This window comes from Azoarcus sp. Soil_N_20, assembly GCF_057656155.1.
In genome coordinates this window covers 40,431-59,110 of record NZ_JBDGKX010000006.1, presented here as the reverse complement: position 1 = coordinate 59,110, position 18,680 = coordinate 40,431, and the positions used below count along the sequence as shown (strand labels likewise).

The 18,680-nt window shown below is 69.2% G+C and carries 14 protein-coding genes; 5 read left to right on the top strand and 9 right to left on the bottom strand.

Features of this window, described 5'->3' with window-relative positions; translation table 11 throughout:
- Window positions 1-164: 164 nt before the first annotated feature.
- The 7 genes from AC3A35_RS13385 to AC3A35_RS13355 form a co-directional block, all read right to left on the bottom strand.
- Window positions 165-3,314 (bottom strand): error-prone DNA polymerase, encoded by a 3,150-nt coding sequence (locus AC3A35_RS13385; RefSeq protein WP_487436618.1) that lies wholly within the window; start codon window positions 3,312-3,314, stop codon window positions 165-167.
- Between the two features lie 7 nt (window positions 3,315-3,321).
- A complete protein-coding gene (locus AC3A35_RS13380; protein WP_487436617.1) occupies window positions 3,322-4,755 on the bottom strand; it encodes a Y-family DNA polymerase in 1,434 nt (477 codons plus the stop codon).
- Window positions 4,756-4,770: 15 nt separating this feature from the next.
- Window positions 4,771-5,499, bottom strand: a complete 729-nt coding sequence (gene imuA, locus AC3A35_RS13375) for a translesion DNA synthesis-associated protein ImuA (protein WP_487436616.1) — start codon at window positions 5,497-5,499, stop codon at window positions 4,771-4,773.
- 170 nt (window positions 5,500-5,669) lie between these two features.
- Window positions 5,670-7,550: a putative bifunctional diguanylate cyclase/phosphodiesterase gene (locus tag AC3A35_RS13370; RefSeq protein ID WP_487436615.1), complete on the bottom strand. Its 1,881-nt coding sequence runs from the start codon at window positions 7,548-7,550 to the stop codon at window positions 5,670-5,672.
- 2 nt (window positions 7,551-7,552) lie between these two features.
- The gene (locus tag AC3A35_RS13365; protein WP_487436614.1) at window positions 7,553-8,104 is read right to left on the bottom strand and encodes a YfiR family protein; all 552 of its coding nucleotides are present in this window, start codon (window positions 8,102-8,104) and stop codon (window positions 7,553-7,555) included.
- Window positions 8,101-10,077: a TonB-dependent receptor plug domain-containing protein gene (locus tag AC3A35_RS13360; RefSeq protein ID WP_487436613.1), complete on the bottom strand. Its 1,977-nt coding sequence runs from the start codon at window positions 10,075-10,077 to the stop codon at window positions 8,101-8,103. The genes AC3A35_RS13365 and AC3A35_RS13360 overlap by 4 nt, the downstream gene beginning before the upstream one ends.
- A 129-nt stretch (window positions 10,078-10,206) precedes the next feature.
- Window positions 10,207-10,863 carry a c-type cytochrome gene (locus AC3A35_RS13355; protein ID WP_487436612.1) on the bottom strand — a complete coding sequence of 219 codons (657 nt, stop codon included), beginning with the start codon at window positions 10,861-10,863 and terminating at the stop codon, window positions 10,207-10,209.
- Window positions 10,864-11,108: 245 nt separating this feature from the next.
- Here AC3A35_RS13355 and AC3A35_RS13350 point away from each other — a divergent pair, with 245 nt between their 5' ends.
- From AC3A35_RS13350 to AC3A35_RS13340, 3 genes are all read left to right on the top strand, one after another.
- Window positions 11,109-12,092, top strand: a complete 984-nt coding sequence (locus AC3A35_RS13350; RefSeq protein WP_487436611.1) for a Bug family tripartite tricarboxylate transporter substrate binding protein — start codon at window positions 11,109-11,111, stop codon at window positions 12,090-12,092.
- A gap of 63 nt (window positions 12,093-12,155) precedes the next feature.
- Window positions 12,156-12,599 (top strand): tripartite tricarboxylate transporter TctB family protein, encoded by a 444-nt coding sequence (locus tag AC3A35_RS13345; protein WP_487436610.1) that lies wholly within the window; start codon window positions 12,156-12,158, stop codon window positions 12,597-12,599.
- Window positions 12,600-12,602: 3 nt separating this feature from the next.
- Window positions 12,603-14,111: a tripartite tricarboxylate transporter permease gene (locus AC3A35_RS13340; protein ID WP_487436609.1), complete on the top strand. Its 1,509-nt coding sequence runs from the start codon at window positions 12,603-12,605 to the stop codon at window positions 14,109-14,111.
- Window positions 14,112-14,272: 161 nt separating this feature from the next.
- Here the strand turns inward: AC3A35_RS13340 and AC3A35_RS13335 are convergent, their stop codons facing one another.
- Window positions 14,273-15,709, bottom strand: coding sequence for a sensor histidine kinase (locus tag AC3A35_RS13335; protein ID WP_487436608.1), 1,437 nt, complete (start codon window positions 15,707-15,709; stop codon window positions 14,273-14,275).
- A 27-nt stretch (window positions 15,710-15,736) separates the two neighbouring features.
- A complete protein-coding gene (locus AC3A35_RS13330) occupies window positions 15,737-16,411 on the bottom strand; it encodes a response regulator (protein WP_487436607.1) in 675 nt (224 codons plus the stop codon).
- Window positions 16,412-16,509: 98 nt separating this feature from the next.
- On the opposite strand from AC3A35_RS13330, the gene AC3A35_RS13325 reads away from it, so the two are divergent.
- Complete coding sequence (locus AC3A35_RS13325; RefSeq protein ID WP_487436606.1) at window positions 16,510-17,577, top strand: ABC transporter substrate-binding protein; 1,068 nt, start codon at window positions 16,510-16,512, stop codon at window positions 17,575-17,577.
- A gap of 25 nt (window positions 17,578-17,602) precedes the next feature.
- The gene (locus tag AC3A35_RS13320; protein WP_487436604.1) at window positions 17,603-18,661 is read left to right on the top strand and encodes an AbrB family transcriptional regulator; all 1,059 of its coding nucleotides are present in this window, start codon (window positions 17,603-17,605) and stop codon (window positions 18,659-18,661) included.
- The last annotated feature ends 19 nt before the right edge of the window (window positions 18,662-18,680 follow it).

Here is an 18,680-nt window from a genome sequence, read left to right as displayed (position 1 = left end):
GCGACCGGCATGCCGACAGGAGCACCGCACCGGCCTGCGCCTGCGATGCGCCCCGTCGCGGCGTGCTGCAGACCGGTCCGGCGCCGGGCGATATGCCTGCAGACTGCAACTATCACAGTAGCAGCCATGACGCCGTATTCAACAGCCGTGTTGCCATCCACGCGTCAATGAAAATCCCGGCTCTCGGTGCGCAACGCGCCCATCCACGGCGTGAGATCCACCAGGCGCTGGGCGAGCAGGTGCACCACCTGGCCTTCCCGCTGCGCCTGGCCGAACACGCCGAGCAGACGGGCGCCCAGCAGTTCGCGACGCTGGCGTTCGGCCAGGTGGGCGTAGACCACCACGTTGGTGAGGCCGGTTTCGTCCTCCAGGGTGACGAAGACCACCCCGCTCGCAGTGCCGGGGCGCTGGCGGCAGGTGACGAGGCCGGCGGCACGCACCAGCGCGCGGTCGGCGCTGGCATTCACCTGCTCGGCCGCCAGGAAGCGGCGCGCGGCCAGATGCGGGCGCAGCAGGGTCAGCGGGTGGCGACCGAGGGTGTAGCCGGTGGCGGCATAGTCGGCGATCAGCTCCTCGCCTTCGTCGGCGGCGGCCAGGCTTACCGCGGCTTCCGCCGGTGGCGCGGCATCGAACAGATCGCCCTGGATGCGCACCGCCGCGACCTGCCAGGCGGCCTGGCGGCGATGGCCGGCAAGGCCCCGCAGGGCATCGGCGGCGGCCAGCAGTTCGAGCTCGCGGGTAGCCAGCCGGGCGCGCACGGCGAGGTCGTCCACCCCGCCGAAGGCGCGCTCACGGCGGGCGGCGACGAGGCGTTCGGCGGCGGCCCGGGGCAGGCCGGTGATCTCCCTCAGGCCCAGCCGGACGGCGGGCCGGGGCTGCGCCGCCGCGGACTCCAGCGTGCTGTCCCAGGCGCTCACGGTCACGTCCACCGCCCGCACCACGACCCCGTGCCGGCGCCCATCCTGGATCAACTGGGAAGGCGCGTAGAAACCCATCGGCTGGCTGTTCAGCAAGCCGCACAGGAAGGCTTCGGGCTCGTGGCACTTGAGCCAGGCCGAACTGTAGGCCAGCAGGGCAAAGCTGGCGGCATGGGATTCGGGAAAGCCGTATTCGCCGAAGCCTTCGATCTGCCGGCACAGGGCATCGGCGAAGGCCGGGTCGTAGTTGCGCTCGGCCATGCCGGCGCGCAGCTTGTGCTGAAAGCGCTCGATGTGGCCCTTCTGCCGCCAGGACGCCATCGCGCGCCGCAACTGGTCGGCCTCGCCGGGGGTGAAGCCGGCCGCCACCACCGCCAGCGCCATGACCTGCTCCTGGAAAATCGGCACCCCCAGGGTGCGCGCCAGCACCGCCCGCACCTCCGGCGGCAGGCGGGCGATCTCGACCCGGGCACGGGCGCGGTCGGCGCGGCGGGCGAGGTAGGGATGCACCATGTCACCCTGGATCGGCCCCGGACGCACGATCGCCACCTGCACCACCAGGTCGTAGAAGGTGCGCGGCCGCAGGCGCGGCAGCATGGCGATCTGGGCGCGCGATTCGACCTGGAACACGCCCACCGAATCGGCGCCGCACAGCATGGCGAAGGTGGCGGCGTCCTTGGGCGGAATGTCGCTCAAGGCGAAGGGCCGGCCGCGCCGCAGGCTCACCAGCTCCAGGCTGCGGCGGATCGCGCTGAGCATGCCCAGGGCGAGCACGTCCACCTTCAGCAGGCCCAGGGATTCCAGGTCGTCCTTGTCCCACTGGATCACCGAACGTTCCGCCATGGCGGCGTTCTCGATCGGCACCAGGCGCGCCAGCGGTCCGCGCGCGATGACGAAGCCGCCCACATGCTGGGACAGGTGCCGGGGCACGCCGACGAGCATGTCGGTGAGCGCGATCCACTTCGCCACCCGCGGGCTGGCCGGATCGAGGCCGATCTCGGCCAGGCGTTCGGGCAGGGTGTCGCGCCGGTCCCACCACGCCAGGGACTTCGACAGCGCGTCGATCTGCGGCTGGCCAAAGCCCAGGGCCCGGCCCACGTCGCGCAGGGCGCCGCGGGTGCGGTAGCGGATCACCGTGGCCGCCAGCGCCGCGCGCTCGCGGCCGTACTTGGCGTACAGGTACTGGATGACGATCTCGCGCCGCTCGTGCTCGAAATCGACGTCGATGTCCGGTGGCTCGTTGCGCTCGCGGGAGATGAAGCGCTCGAAGAGCAGGGAGGCGCGGGTGGGGTCCACCTCGGTGATCCCGAGGGCGTAGCACACCGTGGAGTTGGCCGCCGAGCCGCGCCCCTGGCACAGGATGCCCTGCTCGCGGGCGAAGCAGACCAGGTCATAGACGGTCAGGAAGAACGGCTCGTAGCCGAGCTCGGCAATGAGGGCGAGTTCCTTGTCCACCCCGCTCCCGACCGCCTCCGGCACCCCGTCCGGGTAGCGCCGGGCCAGCCCCGCCGCCACCTCGTGACGCAGCCAGGAGGTGGGCGTTTCCCCCGCGGGAACCCCCTCCTGGGGATACTCGTAGCGCAGTTCGTCGAGCGAGAAGTCGCACATCGCGGCGATGCGCGCCGCTTCGGCGAGGAATTCCGCGGGATAGAGCCGCGCCAGCCGCAGGGGTTTGCGCAGGTGACGCTCGCCATTGGGGAAGAGGGCACGGCCGGCCTCGAACACGGTGGTGCCCAGGCGCAGGGCGGTCAGGACGTCCTGCAGCGGACGGCGCGAGCGGCTGTGCATGTGCACGTCGCCGGTGGCCACCGGGGGCAGCCCGGCGGCCTGGGCGAGAGCGGTCAGGCGGGCGAGTTCGGCGCCGTCGTCGGGGCCGCTGTGCAGTTCCACCGCCAGCCAGATCCGGTCCGGAAAGCGCTGGGCGAACCAGCGTCCATCCGCCACCGTGGCATCGACGCCCGCCGGCCACAGCGCCACGCAGTCCGGCACCGCGCCCCCCGGCGAGACGGCTTCGAGGTCGCCGCGCACAAGACGGTAGCTACCCTTCTCCGCGCGCCGCCGCGCCAGCGTGATCAGCGCCGAGAGGTTGCCGTAGCCGGCGCGGTTCTGCGCCAGCAACACCAGCCTGAGGCCGTCTTCGAGGCGGAATTCGGCACCGTGGATCAGCCGGAAGGCGAACGGCCGGTCCGCCTGCTGCGCCGCGTCCCGCAGCTTGCTCCATGCTTCGTGAGCGCGCACCGCACCGGCAAGAGAGCACTCGTCGGTCAGCGCCAGTCCGGCGTAGCCCAGGGCATGAGCCCGTTCCACCAGTTCCTCGGGGTGGGAGGCGCCGCGCAGGAAGCTGAAGTGCGACACGCAGTGAAGTTCGGCGTAGGGCGGCAGGCGGGCGGCAGACATGGCCATATCAGGCAAACATTCCATGCAGCCACCACCCCTGGCCGTCGCGGAAGATCCACAGCCATTCGCCCCGGGGCGAGACCGCGACGAAGTAATCGCGGCGCAGATCGCCCGCGCCTTCGCCCCCGTCCCACCACCCGCTCTCGATACGCTCGGCGCGGGTCAGCAGGCGCAGGCGGCCGTCGTGCCAGGGGCCGCCGTGTCTTTCGGCCAGCGCCCGGGGCGTGGGCAGCAACCCCAGGGGACGGGGGGCGGTGGGGGCAGCGGGCACGTCCGTCGGCCACTCCGTGGGGCGGGTGGCGCACTCCGGGCGGTGGTCGGCGACGCTGGCCAGGCCATGCACCGCCTCCAGCCCGAGGCGGGCGCGCAGGCGTTCGACCACCGGGGCGATGCCCTGCGCGTCCGCCTCGCCGAACAGGCTGCCACTCGCGCCCGGCAATTCCTCGGGCACATCGGCTTCCAGGCGCAGTGCGCTGACCGGGGCGACCAGGGCGAGGCGCTCGAGGCGTTCGCGCAGCACCCGCAGCAGGCGTTCCGCGTCGCGGGTGGGGGTGGCGAAACCCAGGGTCAGGCGGGTCTCCGGGACGTCCTCGTGGATCAGCACCAGAGTGCAGGCCCGCAGGCCGGCGGCGCGGGCATGGAGCCAGCCGGCCAGGGCCAGCATCAGGCGGCGGGCGGCGAACAGCAGCATGTCGGCCACGTCCACCCGGGCGGGCAGCTCCAGCCCCTGGGCGAAACGTTCGGGAAAGACGAAAACCGGGCGCGGGTCAGGGGCTGCGCCCAGGGCGCGGGCCAGTTGCTGCGGCAGCGCCGGCCCGAAGCGGCGGGCCAGCCCGGCCTGGGGCAGATCCAGCAACTGGCCGATCCGGCGCAGGCCCAGCACGGCCAGGCGCTGGCGCTGGCGCTCGTCGAGCTCGAGGATCTGCACCGGCAAGGCCGCCAGCTGGCGCCCGAGCAGCGTCCTGCCCGCTGCCGTTGCCAGGGTGCTGCCCGGGCCCTCCGGGGCCACCCCCGCGCGCGCGAACCACTGCGCGGCCAGCGCCGTGGGCGCCAGGCCCACGCGGTAGGCAAAACCCTGGGCGGCGGCGCCCGCCTCCACCTGCCGCAGTAAAGCCGACAAGCCGCCGAACAGCCGCAGACAGCCGCCGATCTCCAGCAGCACTTCGTCCGGCGGGGCGAGGCTGACCTGGGGACTGAAGCCCCCCGCCCAGCACGCCATGGTTTCCAGCGCCGCCGTCTCGCGCTTGGGATCGGGATCGCAAGCGGTCAGCCCCGGCGCCAGCCCGAGGGCACTGGACAAACGCATGCCCGGCACCACGCCGGCCGCTTGCGCCCGGGCGTCGACCGCGACCACCCGCCCGCGCGCCACCGTCACCGCCGGCGTGCGGGCAGCGCAGACCTCCACGGCGAGACGAGGCAGATGCACGGCCAGCCATAGCATGATGGCGCCCCCATCTCAGGCCAGGGCCGGGTGGACGACAACACCGGCACCGGCAGCGACCCCGGCCGGCTCACGTGCGTGCGGCTGGCTACCTGCGGTCAGGCGAGTCCACGCCACCGGCCGCGACACCGCCAGGGACAGGGTCGCGGCCAGGGGTGGACCGCGGCGCTTGAGGATACGCACCTCGAGTCCGCTCGTCCCCGCGGCCAGGGCCAGGCGCAGGGACGCCGGCGAGGCGCTGGCCGCCGCCGCTGCCGGCCGGAACACGAAGCCCAGGCTGCGCCGCCCCGCCACCGCCAGTTGCATCCGGCGCAGGGCGCGCGCATCGACCTGGGGCAACCAGGCCAGCAGCGCCGCGCAGGCACCACTGGCCAGCAACTGCTCACAGGCCCACGGGGCATCACGGGGCGCCGCGCGCACCACCAGCAGGCGCGACAGGCTCACGCCGGCCGCCTGCCAGGCCGGAGCGTGGGACAGCCAGGGCGGCGCCACCAGCGCGATCCAGCCGGCGTCCGCTTCCAGCGCGGCCAGCGCCGGCAGCAACAAGGACAGTTCGCCGACCCCCATCCCACGGGGCAGCAACTCGGTCAGCGCCCCGCGCGGCCAGCCGCCTCCCGGCAGGGCCGCATCCAGATCCGCGAAGCCGCTCGCCACCCCTTCCCGGGCCGGACGGGCGAGCGCGTCTCCGCGCCACAGGTCCGGACGCTGCAGGAGGGTGGAGAGCGGGGTATCGGCAAGCTTCATGACTGTAATTATATACAGTCATGAAATGGATTCAAACCGTGCCCCGAACCCCGAACCCTGAGCGGCTTTCCGTCCAAGGCGGCCGGCGATCCGGTTTTTCCGCAGCAGATCCTTGCCGCCCGCCCGTTCAGGTCGGTGGCAAGCGCGCGCGCCGGTCGCCGATCAGCTGCTCAGGCCTCGACCAGTCGGGGCAGGCGCAGGTAGGCGCCCAGCTCGGCAGCCGACATCGGTCGCCCGAGCAGATAGCCCTGCAGGATGTCGCACCCGGCCGCGGCCAGAAACGCCGCCTGCGCCTCGGTTTCCACGCCTTCGGCCACCACCGTGATGTTCAGGGCATGCGCCATCTGCACCACCGCACGCACGATGGCCGCGTTCTCCTCGTCGTCGGGCACGCCGCGCACGAAACTCTGGTCGATTTTCAGCGTGCTGACCTGAAAGCGCTTGAGATAGCCGAGCGACGAATAGCCGGTGCCGAAATCGTCGATGGCGAGGGAATAGCCGGCGGCACGCAGGGCCTCGAGGACTCTGGCTCCGCGCGCTTCGGTGAGCGCGCTCTCGGTCAGTTCGAACTCGAACTGCGCCGCACGCTCGCCGTAGCATGCCAGCGTGCGCTCGGTGCGGTCGACGATGCCGTCACCACGCACCAGCTGATGCGGCGACACATTCACCGCCACCCGCGGGACCTCGACCCCGACCATGCGCAGCGTGGCGAGGTCGCGACAGACGCGGTCGAGCACCCAGTCGCCCAGCGCGCAGATCAAGCCGGTATGCTCGGCCACCGGGATGAACTCGGCGGGCGAAACGAGCTCGCCGTCCTCCGTCCGCCAGCGTGCCAGCGCCTCGACCCCGACCACGCGCCGCGTGCGGGCGCACAACTTGGGCTGGTAGGCCACCCACAGGCCTCCCTCCCGCGCCTTCAGCGCCCTGCGCAGGCCGGCTTCGAGCTGGAGGTCGTGGCGGACCTTGCCGTCGATCGACTCGGAGAAAAACTGGTAGCCGTTCTTGCCCTGCCCCTTGGCAACATACATCGCCATGTCCGCGTGACGCAGCAGCGCGGCCGGATCGTCGCCGTCGGCGGGCAGCATGGCGATGCCGACACTGAGACCGATGTGGCTCGGGGTGGGCGTGGTCGGAAAGGGCTCGGCGATCGCGGCAATCAGCTTGCGTGCCACCAGCACCGTGTAGTCGGGGTCGCCGATGCCGTAGAGGATGGCGGCGAACTCGTCGCCGCCGATGCGCGCCACCACGTCGCCGACGCGCACGGTGTTGCGCAGGCGCTCGCCGACCATGGCCAGAACCCGGTCGCCGACTTCATGCCCGAAGGAGTCGTTCACCTTCTTGAAGTCATCGACATCGAGGAACAGCAGCGCGGCCGGCGCCGAGTCGCGGCGGACGTGCTCGACCGCCTTGCGCAGCTCCTCTTCGAACAGGCGCCGGTTGGGGAGCCCGGTGATCTGATCGTAGAGGGCGTACTGTTCCAGCCGCTCCTCGGTCCGGATCACCCGTCGCCGCAGCCGCCGGGTCAGGCGGTAGGCGAGAACCAGGGCGATCACGGCGATGCCCAGCACGCCCCCGGCGTATTCGAGCAGGCGCATGTAGAGCGAGGAGAAATCGACCTTGAAGATCAGCGTCCCGATGACGGAACCGTCGAAGCGGATCTCCTCACGGATCACCCCGCCGCTGACCCCGAAAGTCGTGCGTTCGGGCACGCCGGCGGGGTCGCCGGCCAGGCTCGGCGGGAACGCCCCGCCACCGGACGACTCCGCCGCCAGCAGCATGCCGTCGGCGCGATAGAGCGCACCGGCGACGATGCGCGGCGTATGGCGGATCGAGGCGATGATCTCCCTGGCGCTGCGCGGGTCGTTGAACACCAGCGCAGCGCTGCTGTTCTCGGCGATGATGGCGGCCTCGGTATGGAGCTCCTCGAGCAACACCTGTCGCCCCACGACGTACTGGTGCACCATCAGCAGGACGAAGGCAATGAGCAGCGCGAGGCCGGTGGAGACCAGGCTCAGGCGGCGCGAGCGGCGGGTGCGGACAATCGGTTCCATCGCTACTCCATCACTGTGCGGGCAAGACGCAGGGCTTTCGAGCTGATGTTCAGCCCGGCCTGACGGGCGGCGCTCAGGTTGACGTCGAACACCACCCGCCCTGCCGCCAGTTCGAGATTGATCATGACCCCGCGCTCCACATAGCCCGGGGTGTCGCCGGTGATCAGCACGCCCCGCGACCCACGCAGCCCCTGCACCACCTCGGGGAGTTGCGCCTCGTCGCCGGGGGCGAGGTAGACGACGTGGCAGTGCGCGAGCTGCGCGCCATCGGTACGAATCGTCTGCAACTGCTGGTGCTTGCGTACCTTGCCGTCGAGCCGGACCAGCGCACGCGCGACCGCGCTGTCGCTCAGGTGGCAGATCGTGAGCCGGTCGCGCGACTGCAGGCTGTTCGCCGGCCAGTCGATGAACAGCAGCATGTTGATCAGGATCGCCGCCTTCAGCTCGGGCTCCGACGCCTGGAACTGCGCCAGCACCGGCGCCGACACGGCAACCAGCAGCGCCACCGCGAGGCGCCGCAGGCAGCGGGCGCGGCGCATTGTCGGGCCGCTCACAGGCCGATCGTCCAGCTCAGGCGGAACTGGCGCCGATCCTGTTCTATGCTGTCCTGGGTGAACGCGGAGGACACCGGATCCGCGTAGCGGCGGTCGCCGACGTTGTAGATCCCCAGCCGCCATTCGCCGATGCCGCTCCGCGCGCCGGACGACAGCACCAGGTTGAACACGCCGTGCCCCGCGACCCGGCCGTTGAGCGACTTGCGCGCCGACATGCCCTGCCACTGCCCGGCCGCCTTCCAGCCGCCCGCCAGCGGCACGGCGAAGACCAGCTTGCCGAGCAGGCGCGGCGAGTTCACCAGCGTTTCGCCGTCGGCCATCCGCGAGTGCTGCCAGCCGACGCTGCCGCGGACGCGATAGCCCCCCGCCCATCGATGCTCGCCATTCACCTCCACGCCGTGCGCCCGCACCTGTGCCACATTGCGGTAGACCAGCAGGCCATCGGCCGGATCGGTGACCTGCTCGATCATGTCGCGCATCTCGTTGCGATACAGGCTGACCCCGACCCGGCCGCCGAGGCCGAGACGAACATCCGCGGCCAGTTCGGCACTGCGGATGCGCTCCGGACGCAATTCGGGATTGGCCTTCTGCACGATCCCGCCGTCGTCGTAGAAGCGCTCGTAGGCGTTGGGCGGCCGATAGGCGCGATTGAGCATCGCCTTCAGCGTCATGTCGGCATCGGGCTGATAGATCAGCGCCATGCGCGGCGAATTGATCGGCGAGTAGTCGCTGTGACGGTCGTGGCGCAGGCTCAGGTTCAGCAGCCATTGCGGGTGGAAGCGCCATTCGTCCTGCACGAACAGGCCCTGGGTACGTGACGGGTCGTCGGTATTCAGCACCTCGCGACGCGGGCTGACGTCGTAGTTGCGCTGCAGCAGCCGGGTGTTCCACTGCGCCTCCGCGCCGACCATCCAGCGGTGGCGGGTGCCGGCCGCTCCGCCAAGACGGTAGTCGACGCCGCTCCAGTCCGCCCGCCCGTCGTCGCGGTTGTCGATCGGCCCGTCGTAGCGGTATTCCCCGTCGTAGCGGTAGGCGCCGTTGAAGATCCGGAACTGCTGTTGCCAGTCATTGTCCAGCCGGCCGTCGTAGGCCAGTTCGAAGATGGTGCTCTGATCGAGCGTGCGCGTGCCCGATTCGCCGAAGGCGGTGGCAAAGGGGGCGGTGGGCAGATCCTTGTCGCGGGTGGAAAAGCTCCCGATCAGACGCCAGTCGCCCGAGCGGAACTTGGCATAGGCCTTGCGGTACTGCTCGCCATCGAGGCCGCGCGCCCGGCCGTCGGTGACGCCGTTATCGAACTCGGCGTAGTAGTGATCCTTGCCCTCGGCACCATAGGCGGCGAAACCGAAGAACCAGTCGCGGTCGCCGTCGAGGGGCTGGCCGGCCACGATGCCCAGCCGCCGGCTCTGGCCGCTGCCGGCATCGACCGTGACCCGGGCGCCATTGACGTCGCCACCGTCGAGCATCACCGCGGTGGCGATGCCGAACAGCGCGTTGCCGCCGTAGACCGCCGACATCGGGCCGGACACGAATTCGAGGCGCTTGATCCAGTCGATCTCGACCGGCGCCTCGTTGCCGATCTGGGCCTGGTCGAAGAGGGGATCGTTGCGCCGCGCGCCGTCGGTCAGCAGCAGGATGCGTGAGTTGTAGTCGCCCGAGCGGTTGAAACCGCGCACGCCGAGATAGGTGTAGTTGCGGTCGTTGCTGGTGTAGACGCCGGGCACGGTGGCCAGCGCCTCGGCAAGATTGCGGTAACCCTGTTCACGCAGCTCGTCGCGGCCAATGACGGTGATCGAACTGGGGCTGTCGGCCAGCGGCTGGGCGTAACGTACGGCGCCGACGACCTCGACCCGCAGCAGGTCGTCGAGCGACAGTTCGGCCAGTTGTTCGCCTTCGGCCATCAGCGGGGACGCCGCCCCGGGGTGCCATGAGATGCTCGCCGCAATGGCCAGTGCCAGTCGCCGTGCTCCGTGCATCCGTGTTCCCCTCACCCTGCCCCCTGATGAAATCGCCTCACTCCGTCATGTGCATGCCGACGCGAACAGAGGATGCACGAACGCGACAATCCCGGCGCCGAAAGGCATGACTCGCGAATATACCGCGACCTAGTCAAGGGCCGAAAGATAATCTGCCACGGCGTCGATGTTCGGCGCGCCGAGCTGCATGACCGCGGCCGTCATCGGTCCGTAGAAGCGCTCGCCGGACTGGCTGAGGTAACGGGTGAGGCTGATGCGGATGTACTCGCGCTGCTGGCCGGCCAGGCGCGGGAAAGTCTCGCCGCCACGCGCGTCGGGTTGGTGGCAGCGCGCGCACAACTCGGCATAGCGCTTGCCGCCATCGGCCGCGCGCGGTCCGGGAGCGGCCGATGGCTTGACCGGCGCGGCGGCATAGTAGAGCGCAATGGCGGCCTTGTCGCGCTCGCTGAGGACTTTCATCATGCCCTGCATGAACTCGTCCTTGCGCTTTCCGGTAAGAAAGGCATCGATCTGGTTGAGCACGTAGGCCGGATGCTGGCCGGCAAGATTGGGCACTTCCGGATATCGGCTGATCCCGGCATCGCCATGGCAGTTCGCGCAGAAGAACGCCGACTTCCTGCCTTCGGCCAGTATGGTCGGACGATCGGCGGCATTGGCCATCATCTGCGCCACCAGCTGCGCGGCCGGAACCGGGTTTGTCGCGTGCACCGCAGGCACCGATGCAATGCTCGCTGCAAGCCACAGGAACAATGCCCTCAGCGCCGACCGGCTGCCCTTGTAATGCATGATTGCTCCTCGGAACTGCCGGTAGAGAGTGTAGACGCGTCACCGGCACCCGCGTTGGTGCGCGGATACTAGCGCCATTTCGCTCCCCAAACTGCGGCGGATTCCACGAATCCCCGCCGATGGCGACGGCGCGGCGCTTCGACCGGCGCTGAAAGCCAATCGAAAGCCCCCCTCCCTATCGTTCACTGCCATGCAGGGACCGTCGAAATCCGCCCTGCAGTGACCAATAGATAGAGGAGACCACCATGATGCTCAAGAAGACCCTGCTTGCCGCTGCAACCGCCCTTATCGCCACCGTCGCCACCAGCGTCGCCCACGCCGAACCGTCCAAGCCCGAGTGCATCGCCCCGGCCAAGCCCGGCGGCGGCTTCGACCTCACCTGCAAGCTGGCGCAAAGCGCGTTGCAGAACAGCAAGCTGCTCGAGGCACCGATGCGCATCACCTACATGCCCGGCGGCATCGGCGCGGTGGCCTACAACACGATCATCGCCAACCGCCCGGGTGAAGGCGGCACCATCGTCGCCTACTCCGGCGGCTCCTTCCTCAACCTGGCGATCGGCAAGTTCGGCCAGTACACCGAAAACGACGTGAAGTGGCTGGCGGCGGTGGGTGCCGATTACGGCGCCATCATCGTAAAAGCGGATTCGCCGTACAACAGCTTGAAGGATCTGGTCGAGGCCACGCGTAAGGAGCCGGCCAAGGTCGTGTTCGGCGCCGGTGGCTCGGTGGGCAGCCAGGACTGGATGAAGTCCGCGCTGATCGCCCGCGAGGCCGGCGTCAATCCGAAGTCGATGCGTTACGTCGCCTTCGAAGGCGGCGGCGAGGCCATCACCGCGCTGATGGGCGGCCATGTGCATGCCTACTCGGGCGATGCCTCCGAAGTGCAGGGACACCTGAAGGGCGGGCGCATCAAGGTCCTGGCCATCCTCGCCCCCGAACGCCTGAAGGGAGACCTGGCGGCCATTCCGACCGCAATCGAGCAGGGCTACAACGTGGACTGGACCATCACCCGCGGCTTCTACATGGGCCCGAAAGTGTCCGACGCCGACTACCAGTGGTGGACCGCCGCATTTGAAAAGCTGCAGGCCTCGCCCGAGTTCGACAAGCTGCGTGCCGAGCGTGGGCTGTTCCCGTACAACCTGACCGGCGCCAAGCTCACCGATCAAGTCCAGAAGGAAGTGAAGCGCTACAAGGCGCTCGCCACCGAGTTCGGCCTGACTGCCCAGTAAGCATCCGCGCCACCCCGGCCCCGGATCCCATGCGATGCGGGGCCCCTGTCACTGGAGACCAACATGAGCGAAAAAATCCTCGGCGGCGTGCTGCTGTTCATCAGCCTCGTCGGCATGTGGATCGCACGCAGCCTCGAAGCACCGATTTCCTACGAACCGGTCGGACCGCGCGCCTTCCCGATGCTTGTCCTGGCCCTGCTCGGCATCTGCGCCGTCGCGCTGATGCTGGACAAGAAGAGTGATACCACCTGGCCGCCGGCCGCCGTGTTGCAGCACATCGGCGTGCTGTTCCTGATCGTACTCGCCTATGCCTGGCTGTTCGACAAGCTCGGTTTCGTCCTCTCCACCGCGTTGATGGTGATTCCGATCGCGCGCTTCTTCGATGCCAGCTGGAAGCAGGGCGTGATCGGCGGGGTCGGACTCGGGGTCGGCCTGTTCATCCTGTTCGACCGCCTGCTCGACGTCGCGCTGCCGACCGGGCTGTGGTTCAACAACATCCTGGGGTAAATCATGGACAGCACACTATCACTGCTGATGCAGGGCTTTGCCGTCGCCGGCACGCCCGAAAACCTGATGATCGCGCTCATCGGCTGCTTCCTCGGCACCATCGTCGGCCTGCTGCCCGGACTGGGCCCAATCAATGGCGTCGCGATCCTGCTGCCGATCGCGTTCGCGATGAAACTGCCACCGGAGTCGGCGCTGATCCTGCTGTGTGCGGTGTATGCCGGCTGCGAGTACGGCGGACGGATCTCGGCGATCCTGATCAACGTGCCCGGTGACGCCGGTGCGGTGATGACCACGCTCGACGGCTATCCGATGGCGAAAAAGGGCCTTGCCGGCCCCGCGCTGTCGATGTCCGCCCTGGCCTCGTTCTGCGGCGCGCTGCTCGCCACCATCGGCATTGTACTGTTCGCGCCGCTGCTGGCCGAATGGGCGATCGCCTTCGGTCCGGCCGAGTACTTTGTGCTGATGGTGCTGGCGCTGTGCTGCCTCGGCGGCCTGGTCGGCGATTCGCTGCCCAAGGCCCTGATCGCCTGCCTGGTCGGCCTGCTGCTGTCGACGGTGGGCATCGATTCGAATAGCGGTGTGTATCGCTTCACCTTCGGTGCGCTGCACCTGCAGGACGGCATCCCGTTCATCGTCATCGTCATCGGCCTGTTCGCGGTCAGCGAACTCATGCTGATGCTGCAACACGCACGCTCCGGCACCGAGCCGATGGCGATCACCGGCCGTCTGATGTTCAACATGAAGGAGCTCATGCTGGCGAAGTGGACCATGCTGCGCTGCTCCCTGGCGGGCTTCTTCATCGGCGTGCTGCCGGGCGCGGGCGCCACCATCGCCTCGGCGATGTGCTATGCCAGCGAGCGCCGGATGGCAGGCAAGGACAGCGACTTCGGCAACGGCGACATCCGTGGCGTGGCGGCGCCGGAAGCGGCCAACAACGCCTCGGCAAACGGCTCGCTGGTGCCGATGCTGACCCTGGGCGTACCCGGCTCCGGCACCACCGCGGTGATGATGGGCGCGCTGACCCTGTACAACATCACCCCCGGCCCGACCCTGTTCCAGGATCAGCCGGTGATCGTGTGGGGCCTGATCGCGTCGCTGTTCATCGCCAACATCATGCTGTTGGCGCTGAACATTCCGCTGATCCGGGTATTCGTGAAGTTCCTGTCGATTCCGAACTGGGCGCTGGTGCCGGGGGTGGCGGCGATCTCGATGGTCGGGGTGTATGCGGTGCATGGCAACACCTTCGACCTGGTGCTGGGCACCGTGATCGGCGGCGTCGGCTACCTGCTGAGGGTGATGAACTTCCCGATCGCACCCTTCATCCTCGGCTTCGTGCTCGGCGACATGATGGAACAGAACCTGCGTCGCGCGCTGTCGATCAGCAACGGCGAGGTCGGCGTACTGTTCGGCAGCCCGATCGCGATCGGACTGTGGGTGGCGGCGATCGCCATGCTGGTCGGTCCGCGCCTGATGCGGATGATGGAGAAGCGCCGCGAAGCGGTCATCGCCTGAGCCAGCCCCGAAAAAGTCCGGGTTCCGGCCCTCTCCTCCCGCTGTTCCAGGATCCGGACTCAAGCTGCGGCGCCGTCCCTGCTCGCAGCTACTTCAAGGGCGCCTTCGGGCGCCTCTTTTTTTTTGCTGTGGCCGCACGCCGGCGCGCAACGCCGGCGGCGCTAGACCCGCCCCGCCAGCGGCAACTCCACTTCGACGCACAGACCGCGTCCGCCCTCGCCGTCCTTGAGCGTGATCGTCCCGCCGTGGGCGACACAGATCTCGCGCACGATCGCCAGCCCCAGACCGCTGCCGTCGGTGTCGCCGTGGCCGGGGCCCTGGCCGTGGCCGAGGATGCGGTAGAAGCGCCGGAACACCTTCTCGCGCTCGGCTTCGGGAATGCCCGGCCCCTGGTCGGTGACGCTGATCATGCCGTCGCCGTGCCACGCCGCCACCGCGACCGTGATCTGGGATTCCGGCGGGCTGTAGCGGATTGCGTTGTCGATCAGGTTGGCGACCATTTCGCGCAGCATCGGCGGATTGCCAAGCATGATCACCTCGGTCTGCGGCCCCTCGAAGGCAAGATCGATGCCTTTCTTCAGCGCCAGCGGCACCAGCTCGATCGCCACTTCCTTGATCATGACGTTGAGATCGACCGGCGCCCGCTCGTCCATCAGGCCATTGACCGCTTCCGCACGCGACATGGTCAGCATCTGGTTGGCCAGCCGCCGCGTCGCGCGGATGCTGCGCAGCAGGCTGGCGAAGGTGCGCAGCATTTCCTCCGGCTCGTGCTGGCGCAGGCCGTATTCGGCCTGGGTGGTGAGCACCGCCAGCGGGGTGCGGATCTGATGTGCGGCATCGGCAAGGAAGCGCCGGCGCGCCACCAGCATCGCCGACAGCCGCTCGGTATGGTGGTTGATCGCGTCGATCAGCGGTCCGACTTCCCTCGGCACGTTGGCGGCCGGCACCGGGGTGAGGTCCTCCTCGCGGCGCCTGCGGATCGAATCGCTCAGTTCGACCAGCGGCCGGAACGCGCTGCGCAGGGCAAACACGATCAATACTGCACCGACGCACAGCAGCAGAATCTGGCGGCGCAGACTGTCGAGGAACAGGTTGCGCGCCAGCGCCACGCGCGAACCGGTGGTTTCGGCAAACACGATCCGCACCGCGTCGCCACCGACGAGCACCGGGTCGTAGAGGCGCTTGCTCATCGCCCCGAGGCGGATGTCCTCGCCGCGGAAGTGGCTGTCGACGATCAGCACCTCGCCCGACTCGGGCAGCCCGGACGGCGGCACCAGCTCGGGGTAACCGGTCAGCAAGGCCCCCGACGGTGCGATCACCGCGTAGTAGATCCGCTCCTGGGCCTTGTCCTCGAACATCTCGAAGGCCGAATAGGGGATGTTGACGTGGACCTCGCCCCCGACCGAATGGGTCTGCTCGGCAACGGCCTTGATCGACGCGGTCAGCGAGCGGTCGTAGGCGCGGTTCACCGCCTCCAGCGCGCCGCGGTAGGAAAGCCATGCATTGACCGCGAGCATCACCGCCAGCGGCGGCAGCAGCCACCAGACGACCCGGCGGCGCAGGCTGTAGCGCGGCCCCACCCCGACCTCACCCGACATGCGCGCCTGCAGCCCCGACCTGCGGCCTCATTCGTTCGCCTCTCCGAGCAGGTAACCCAGGCCGCGCAGGGTGTTGATCGCCACCCCCGAGCCCTCGAGCTTCTTGCGCAGCCGCGAGACGTAGATCTCGATCGCTTCGACGCGGGCATCGGCGTCGAAATCGAACACCTTTTCGAACAGGGCCTCGCGCGCCACCGGACGCCCGCTGCGCGACAACAGCGCTTCCAGCACCGCGAGCTCGCGCGGGGTGAGCGCCAACGGGCGCCCCGCGACGGTGGCCATGCGGGCATTGGTGTCGAACTCGAGCAGGCCGATGCGGACCATGGGCACGAGGTTGCCACTGCGCCGCAGCAGGGCCTTGATCCGCGCCTCGAGTTCGCCCAGGTCGAAAGGTTTCGTCAGATAATCGTCGGCGCCCGTGTTCAGTCCGCGCACCCGGTCTTCGGTGGCGCCGCGCGCGGTGAGCACCAGCACCGGCGTGGGCATGCCCTTCTCGCGCGCGCGCATCCGGCGCAGTACCTCCAGCCCGTCCATGCCCGGCAGCGACAGGTCGAGGATGACCAAGTCGTAGTGCTGGGTGAGCAGCGCGTGATCGGCGTGGTCGCCGCGATCGAGCACGTCCAGCACATAGCCCGCATGGCGCAGTGTCTTGGCGACCCACTGGGAGAGTTCGGCGTGATCCTCGACGAGCAGCAGGCGCATGGTAGTGAAAGTGAAACGAAAGCTTGGACACGGATTATTGTCGCAAACTACCGACAGCGCCATGCACATGTGCGCCGGACGAAAAAAGAGGAGCGCACATGAGCTGGAGCCGTAGCCTGCTGGCAAGCGCACTCGGGCTGTTCGCCGCGGGCGCGGTCGCGCAGGTCACCCCCGACCGCATGGCGGTCGCCGCCACCGAAGGCCGGGTGGTGATCTACGCCGCCACTGATAAGGAGGTCGTCCAGCCCCTGATCGACGACTTCGAGCTGCGTCATCCGGGGATCAAGGTCGAGTATCACGACATGCACTCGACCGCGCTCTACCAGCGCGTCATCGACGAAGCCGCCCAGGGCGGCAAGGCCGACGTGGTATGGAGTTCGGCCATGGACCTGCAGGTCAAGCTGGTCAACGACGGCTACGCCCAGGCCCACCACTCGGCCGAAACGGCGGCACTGCCGGCGTGGGCGGTGTGGAAGAACGAGGCTTTCGGCACCACCTATGAACCCGCCGTGTTCGTCTACCACAAGGCCGCACTGGCCGCGGACGAGGTGCCCGACACCCATGCGGCCCTGATCGACCTGCTGAACCGCAAACCGGCCCGCTTCAACGCCCGGCTCGCGACCTACGACCCGCGCCTGTCCGGCGTCGGGCTGCTGCTGCATACCCAGGACGCGCAGTCCAACCCGATCGCATTCTGGGCCCTGGTGCAGGCGCTCGGCGACAATGCCATTCGCGCCTACGCCACCTCGGCCGAAATGCTCGACGACATTTCCAGCGGCGCGAAGCTGATCGGCTACAACGTGCTCGGCTCCTACGCGCTGACCCGCACCCGCACCGACCCTGCGATCGGGGTGATCTGGCCGCGCGACTACACCCTGGTGCTGAGCCGGGTGGCCTTCATCACCCGCCATGCGCACCATCCCCAGGCTGCCCGCTTATGGCTGGACCACCTGCTGTCACGCCACGGCCAGACCGTGCTGGCGCGCAACGCCGGACTGTTCGCCGTGCGCGAGGACGTGACCACCGACAATGCCGTCGGCCTGCGCACCCAGCTGGGTGCCGCGTTCCGCCCGATCCCGATCGGCTCCGGGCTGCTGACTTACCTCGACCAGGCCAAGCAACGCGATTTCCTGCGCCAGTGGGAAACGGCCACCAAACCACGCTGACCCGCCGATCACCCGAACCGACTGCATGCCGAAATCCGCATTCGCGCCTCTCGCCGACTGGCGCCACGTCCTGCCCACCCTGGCGCTGGCCCTGGGGGCCGCGTTGCTCGCCCAGTACGCCGGCATGCCCCTGCCGTGGATGATCGGGCCGCTGTTCGCGGTGGCCGGGGCACGGATGTGCGACCTCCGCCTGCAGCCGCCCGCCGGCGGTCGCCAGGCCGGGCAATGGGCGATCGGCGCGGCGCTCGGGCTGTATTTCTCGCCGGTGGTAGTGAGCCAGCTGGTGGAGCACGCGCCGCTGGTGATCGGGGCGGCACTGGCCTCGCTCGCACTGGGCTCGGTGTGCGCGCTGTTCACGCTGCGGATGGCGCGGACCGATGTGCCGACCGCGTTCTTCGCCTCACTGCCGGGCGGCGCCTCGGAGATGGCGACGCTGGCCGAACGCTGGGGCGGCGCGGTGGACCGCATTGCCGCCGCGCACGCGCTGCGGGTGATGATGGTAGTGTCGCTGGTGCCGTTCGCCCTCACCCTGGCCGGCGCCCACGGCACCGACCTCTACATCCCGCAATCGCACGAGGTCGATTTTGCCCGCCTGCCGCTGCTGGTGGCGGCCAGCCTGGCCGGGGTCGGCGTGTTCCGCGTGCTGCGCATCGCCAACGCCTGGGTGCTCGGCCCGCTGCTCGGCGTCGGCGTATTGAGCGCGCTTGCGGTTCCGCTCTCCGCCCTGCCCGGCTGGATGATCAATGCCGGGCAGCTGCTGATCGGCTGCTCGCTCGGCTGCCGCTTCTCGCGCGAATTCTTCCGTGCCGCGCCGCGTTTCATGAGCGTGGCCGCGCTGACCGCGCTGCTGTCGATCGTGCTCGGCATGGCCTTGGCCGTGCTGCTCGCGCGCTTCGCCGACATCCCGCTCGCCACCCTCGCCCTCGCCACCGCCCCCGGCGGTGTGGCCGAGATGTGCATCACCGCCAAGGTGCTGCAGCTCGGCGTTCCCCTGATCACCGCCTGCCACGTGCTGCGGGTGGTGGTGCTGACCCTGGGCGCCCAGGCCGCGTTTGGACAGTTCCGCAAGCTGGTCGCACAATAAAACGTCGCTCCGCGAAGTC

Excerpts from the sequence above, each read along its gene's own strand:
- AC3A35_RS13385 (WP_487436618.1), bottom strand. The coding sequence starts at position 3,314 with ATGTCTGCCGCCCGCCTGCCGCCCTACGCCGAACTTCACTGCGTGTCG.
- AC3A35_RS13380 (WP_487436617.1), bottom strand. The coding sequence starts at position 4,755 with ATGCTATGGCTGGCCGTGCATCTGCCTCGTCTCGCCGTGGAGGTCTGC.
- imuA (WP_487436616.1), bottom strand. The coding sequence starts at position 5,499 with ATGAAGCTTGCCGATACCCCGCTCTCCACCCTCCTGCAGCGTCCGGAC.
- AC3A35_RS13370 (WP_487436615.1), bottom strand. The coding sequence starts at position 7,550 with ATGGAACCGATTGTCCGCACCCGCCGCTCGCGCCGCCTGAGCCTGGTC.
- AC3A35_RS13360 (WP_487436613.1), bottom strand. The coding sequence starts at position 10,077 with ATGCACGGAGCACGGCGACTGGCACTGGCCATTGCGGCGAGCATCTCA.
- AC3A35_RS13355 (WP_487436612.1), bottom strand. The coding sequence starts at position 10,863 with ATGCATTACAAGGGCAGCCGGTCGGCGCTGAGGGCATTGTTCCTGTGG.
- AC3A35_RS13350 (WP_487436611.1), top strand. The coding sequence starts at position 11,109 with ATGATGCTCAAGAAGACCCTGCTTGCCGCTGCAACCGCCCTTATCGCC.
- AC3A35_RS13345 (WP_487436610.1), top strand. The coding sequence starts at position 12,156 with ATGAGCGAAAAAATCCTCGGCGGCGTGCTGCTGTTCATCAGCCTCGTC.
- AC3A35_RS13340 (WP_487436609.1), top strand. The coding sequence starts at position 12,603 with ATGGACAGCACACTATCACTGCTGATGCAGGGCTTTGCCGTCGCCGGC.
- AC3A35_RS13335 (WP_487436608.1), bottom strand. The coding sequence starts at position 15,709 with ATGTCGGGTGAGGTCGGGGTGGGGCCGCGCTACAGCCTGCGCCGCCGG.
- AC3A35_RS13330 (WP_487436607.1), bottom strand. The coding sequence starts at position 16,411 with ATGCGCCTGCTGCTCGTCGAGGATCACGCCGAACTCTCCCAGTGGGTC.
- AC3A35_RS13325 (WP_487436606.1), top strand. The coding sequence starts at position 16,510 with ATGAGCTGGAGCCGTAGCCTGCTGGCAAGCGCACTCGGGCTGTTCGCC.
- AC3A35_RS13320 (WP_487436604.1), top strand. The coding sequence starts at position 17,603 with ATGCCGAAATCCGCATTCGCGCCTCTCGCCGACTGGCGCCACGTCCTG.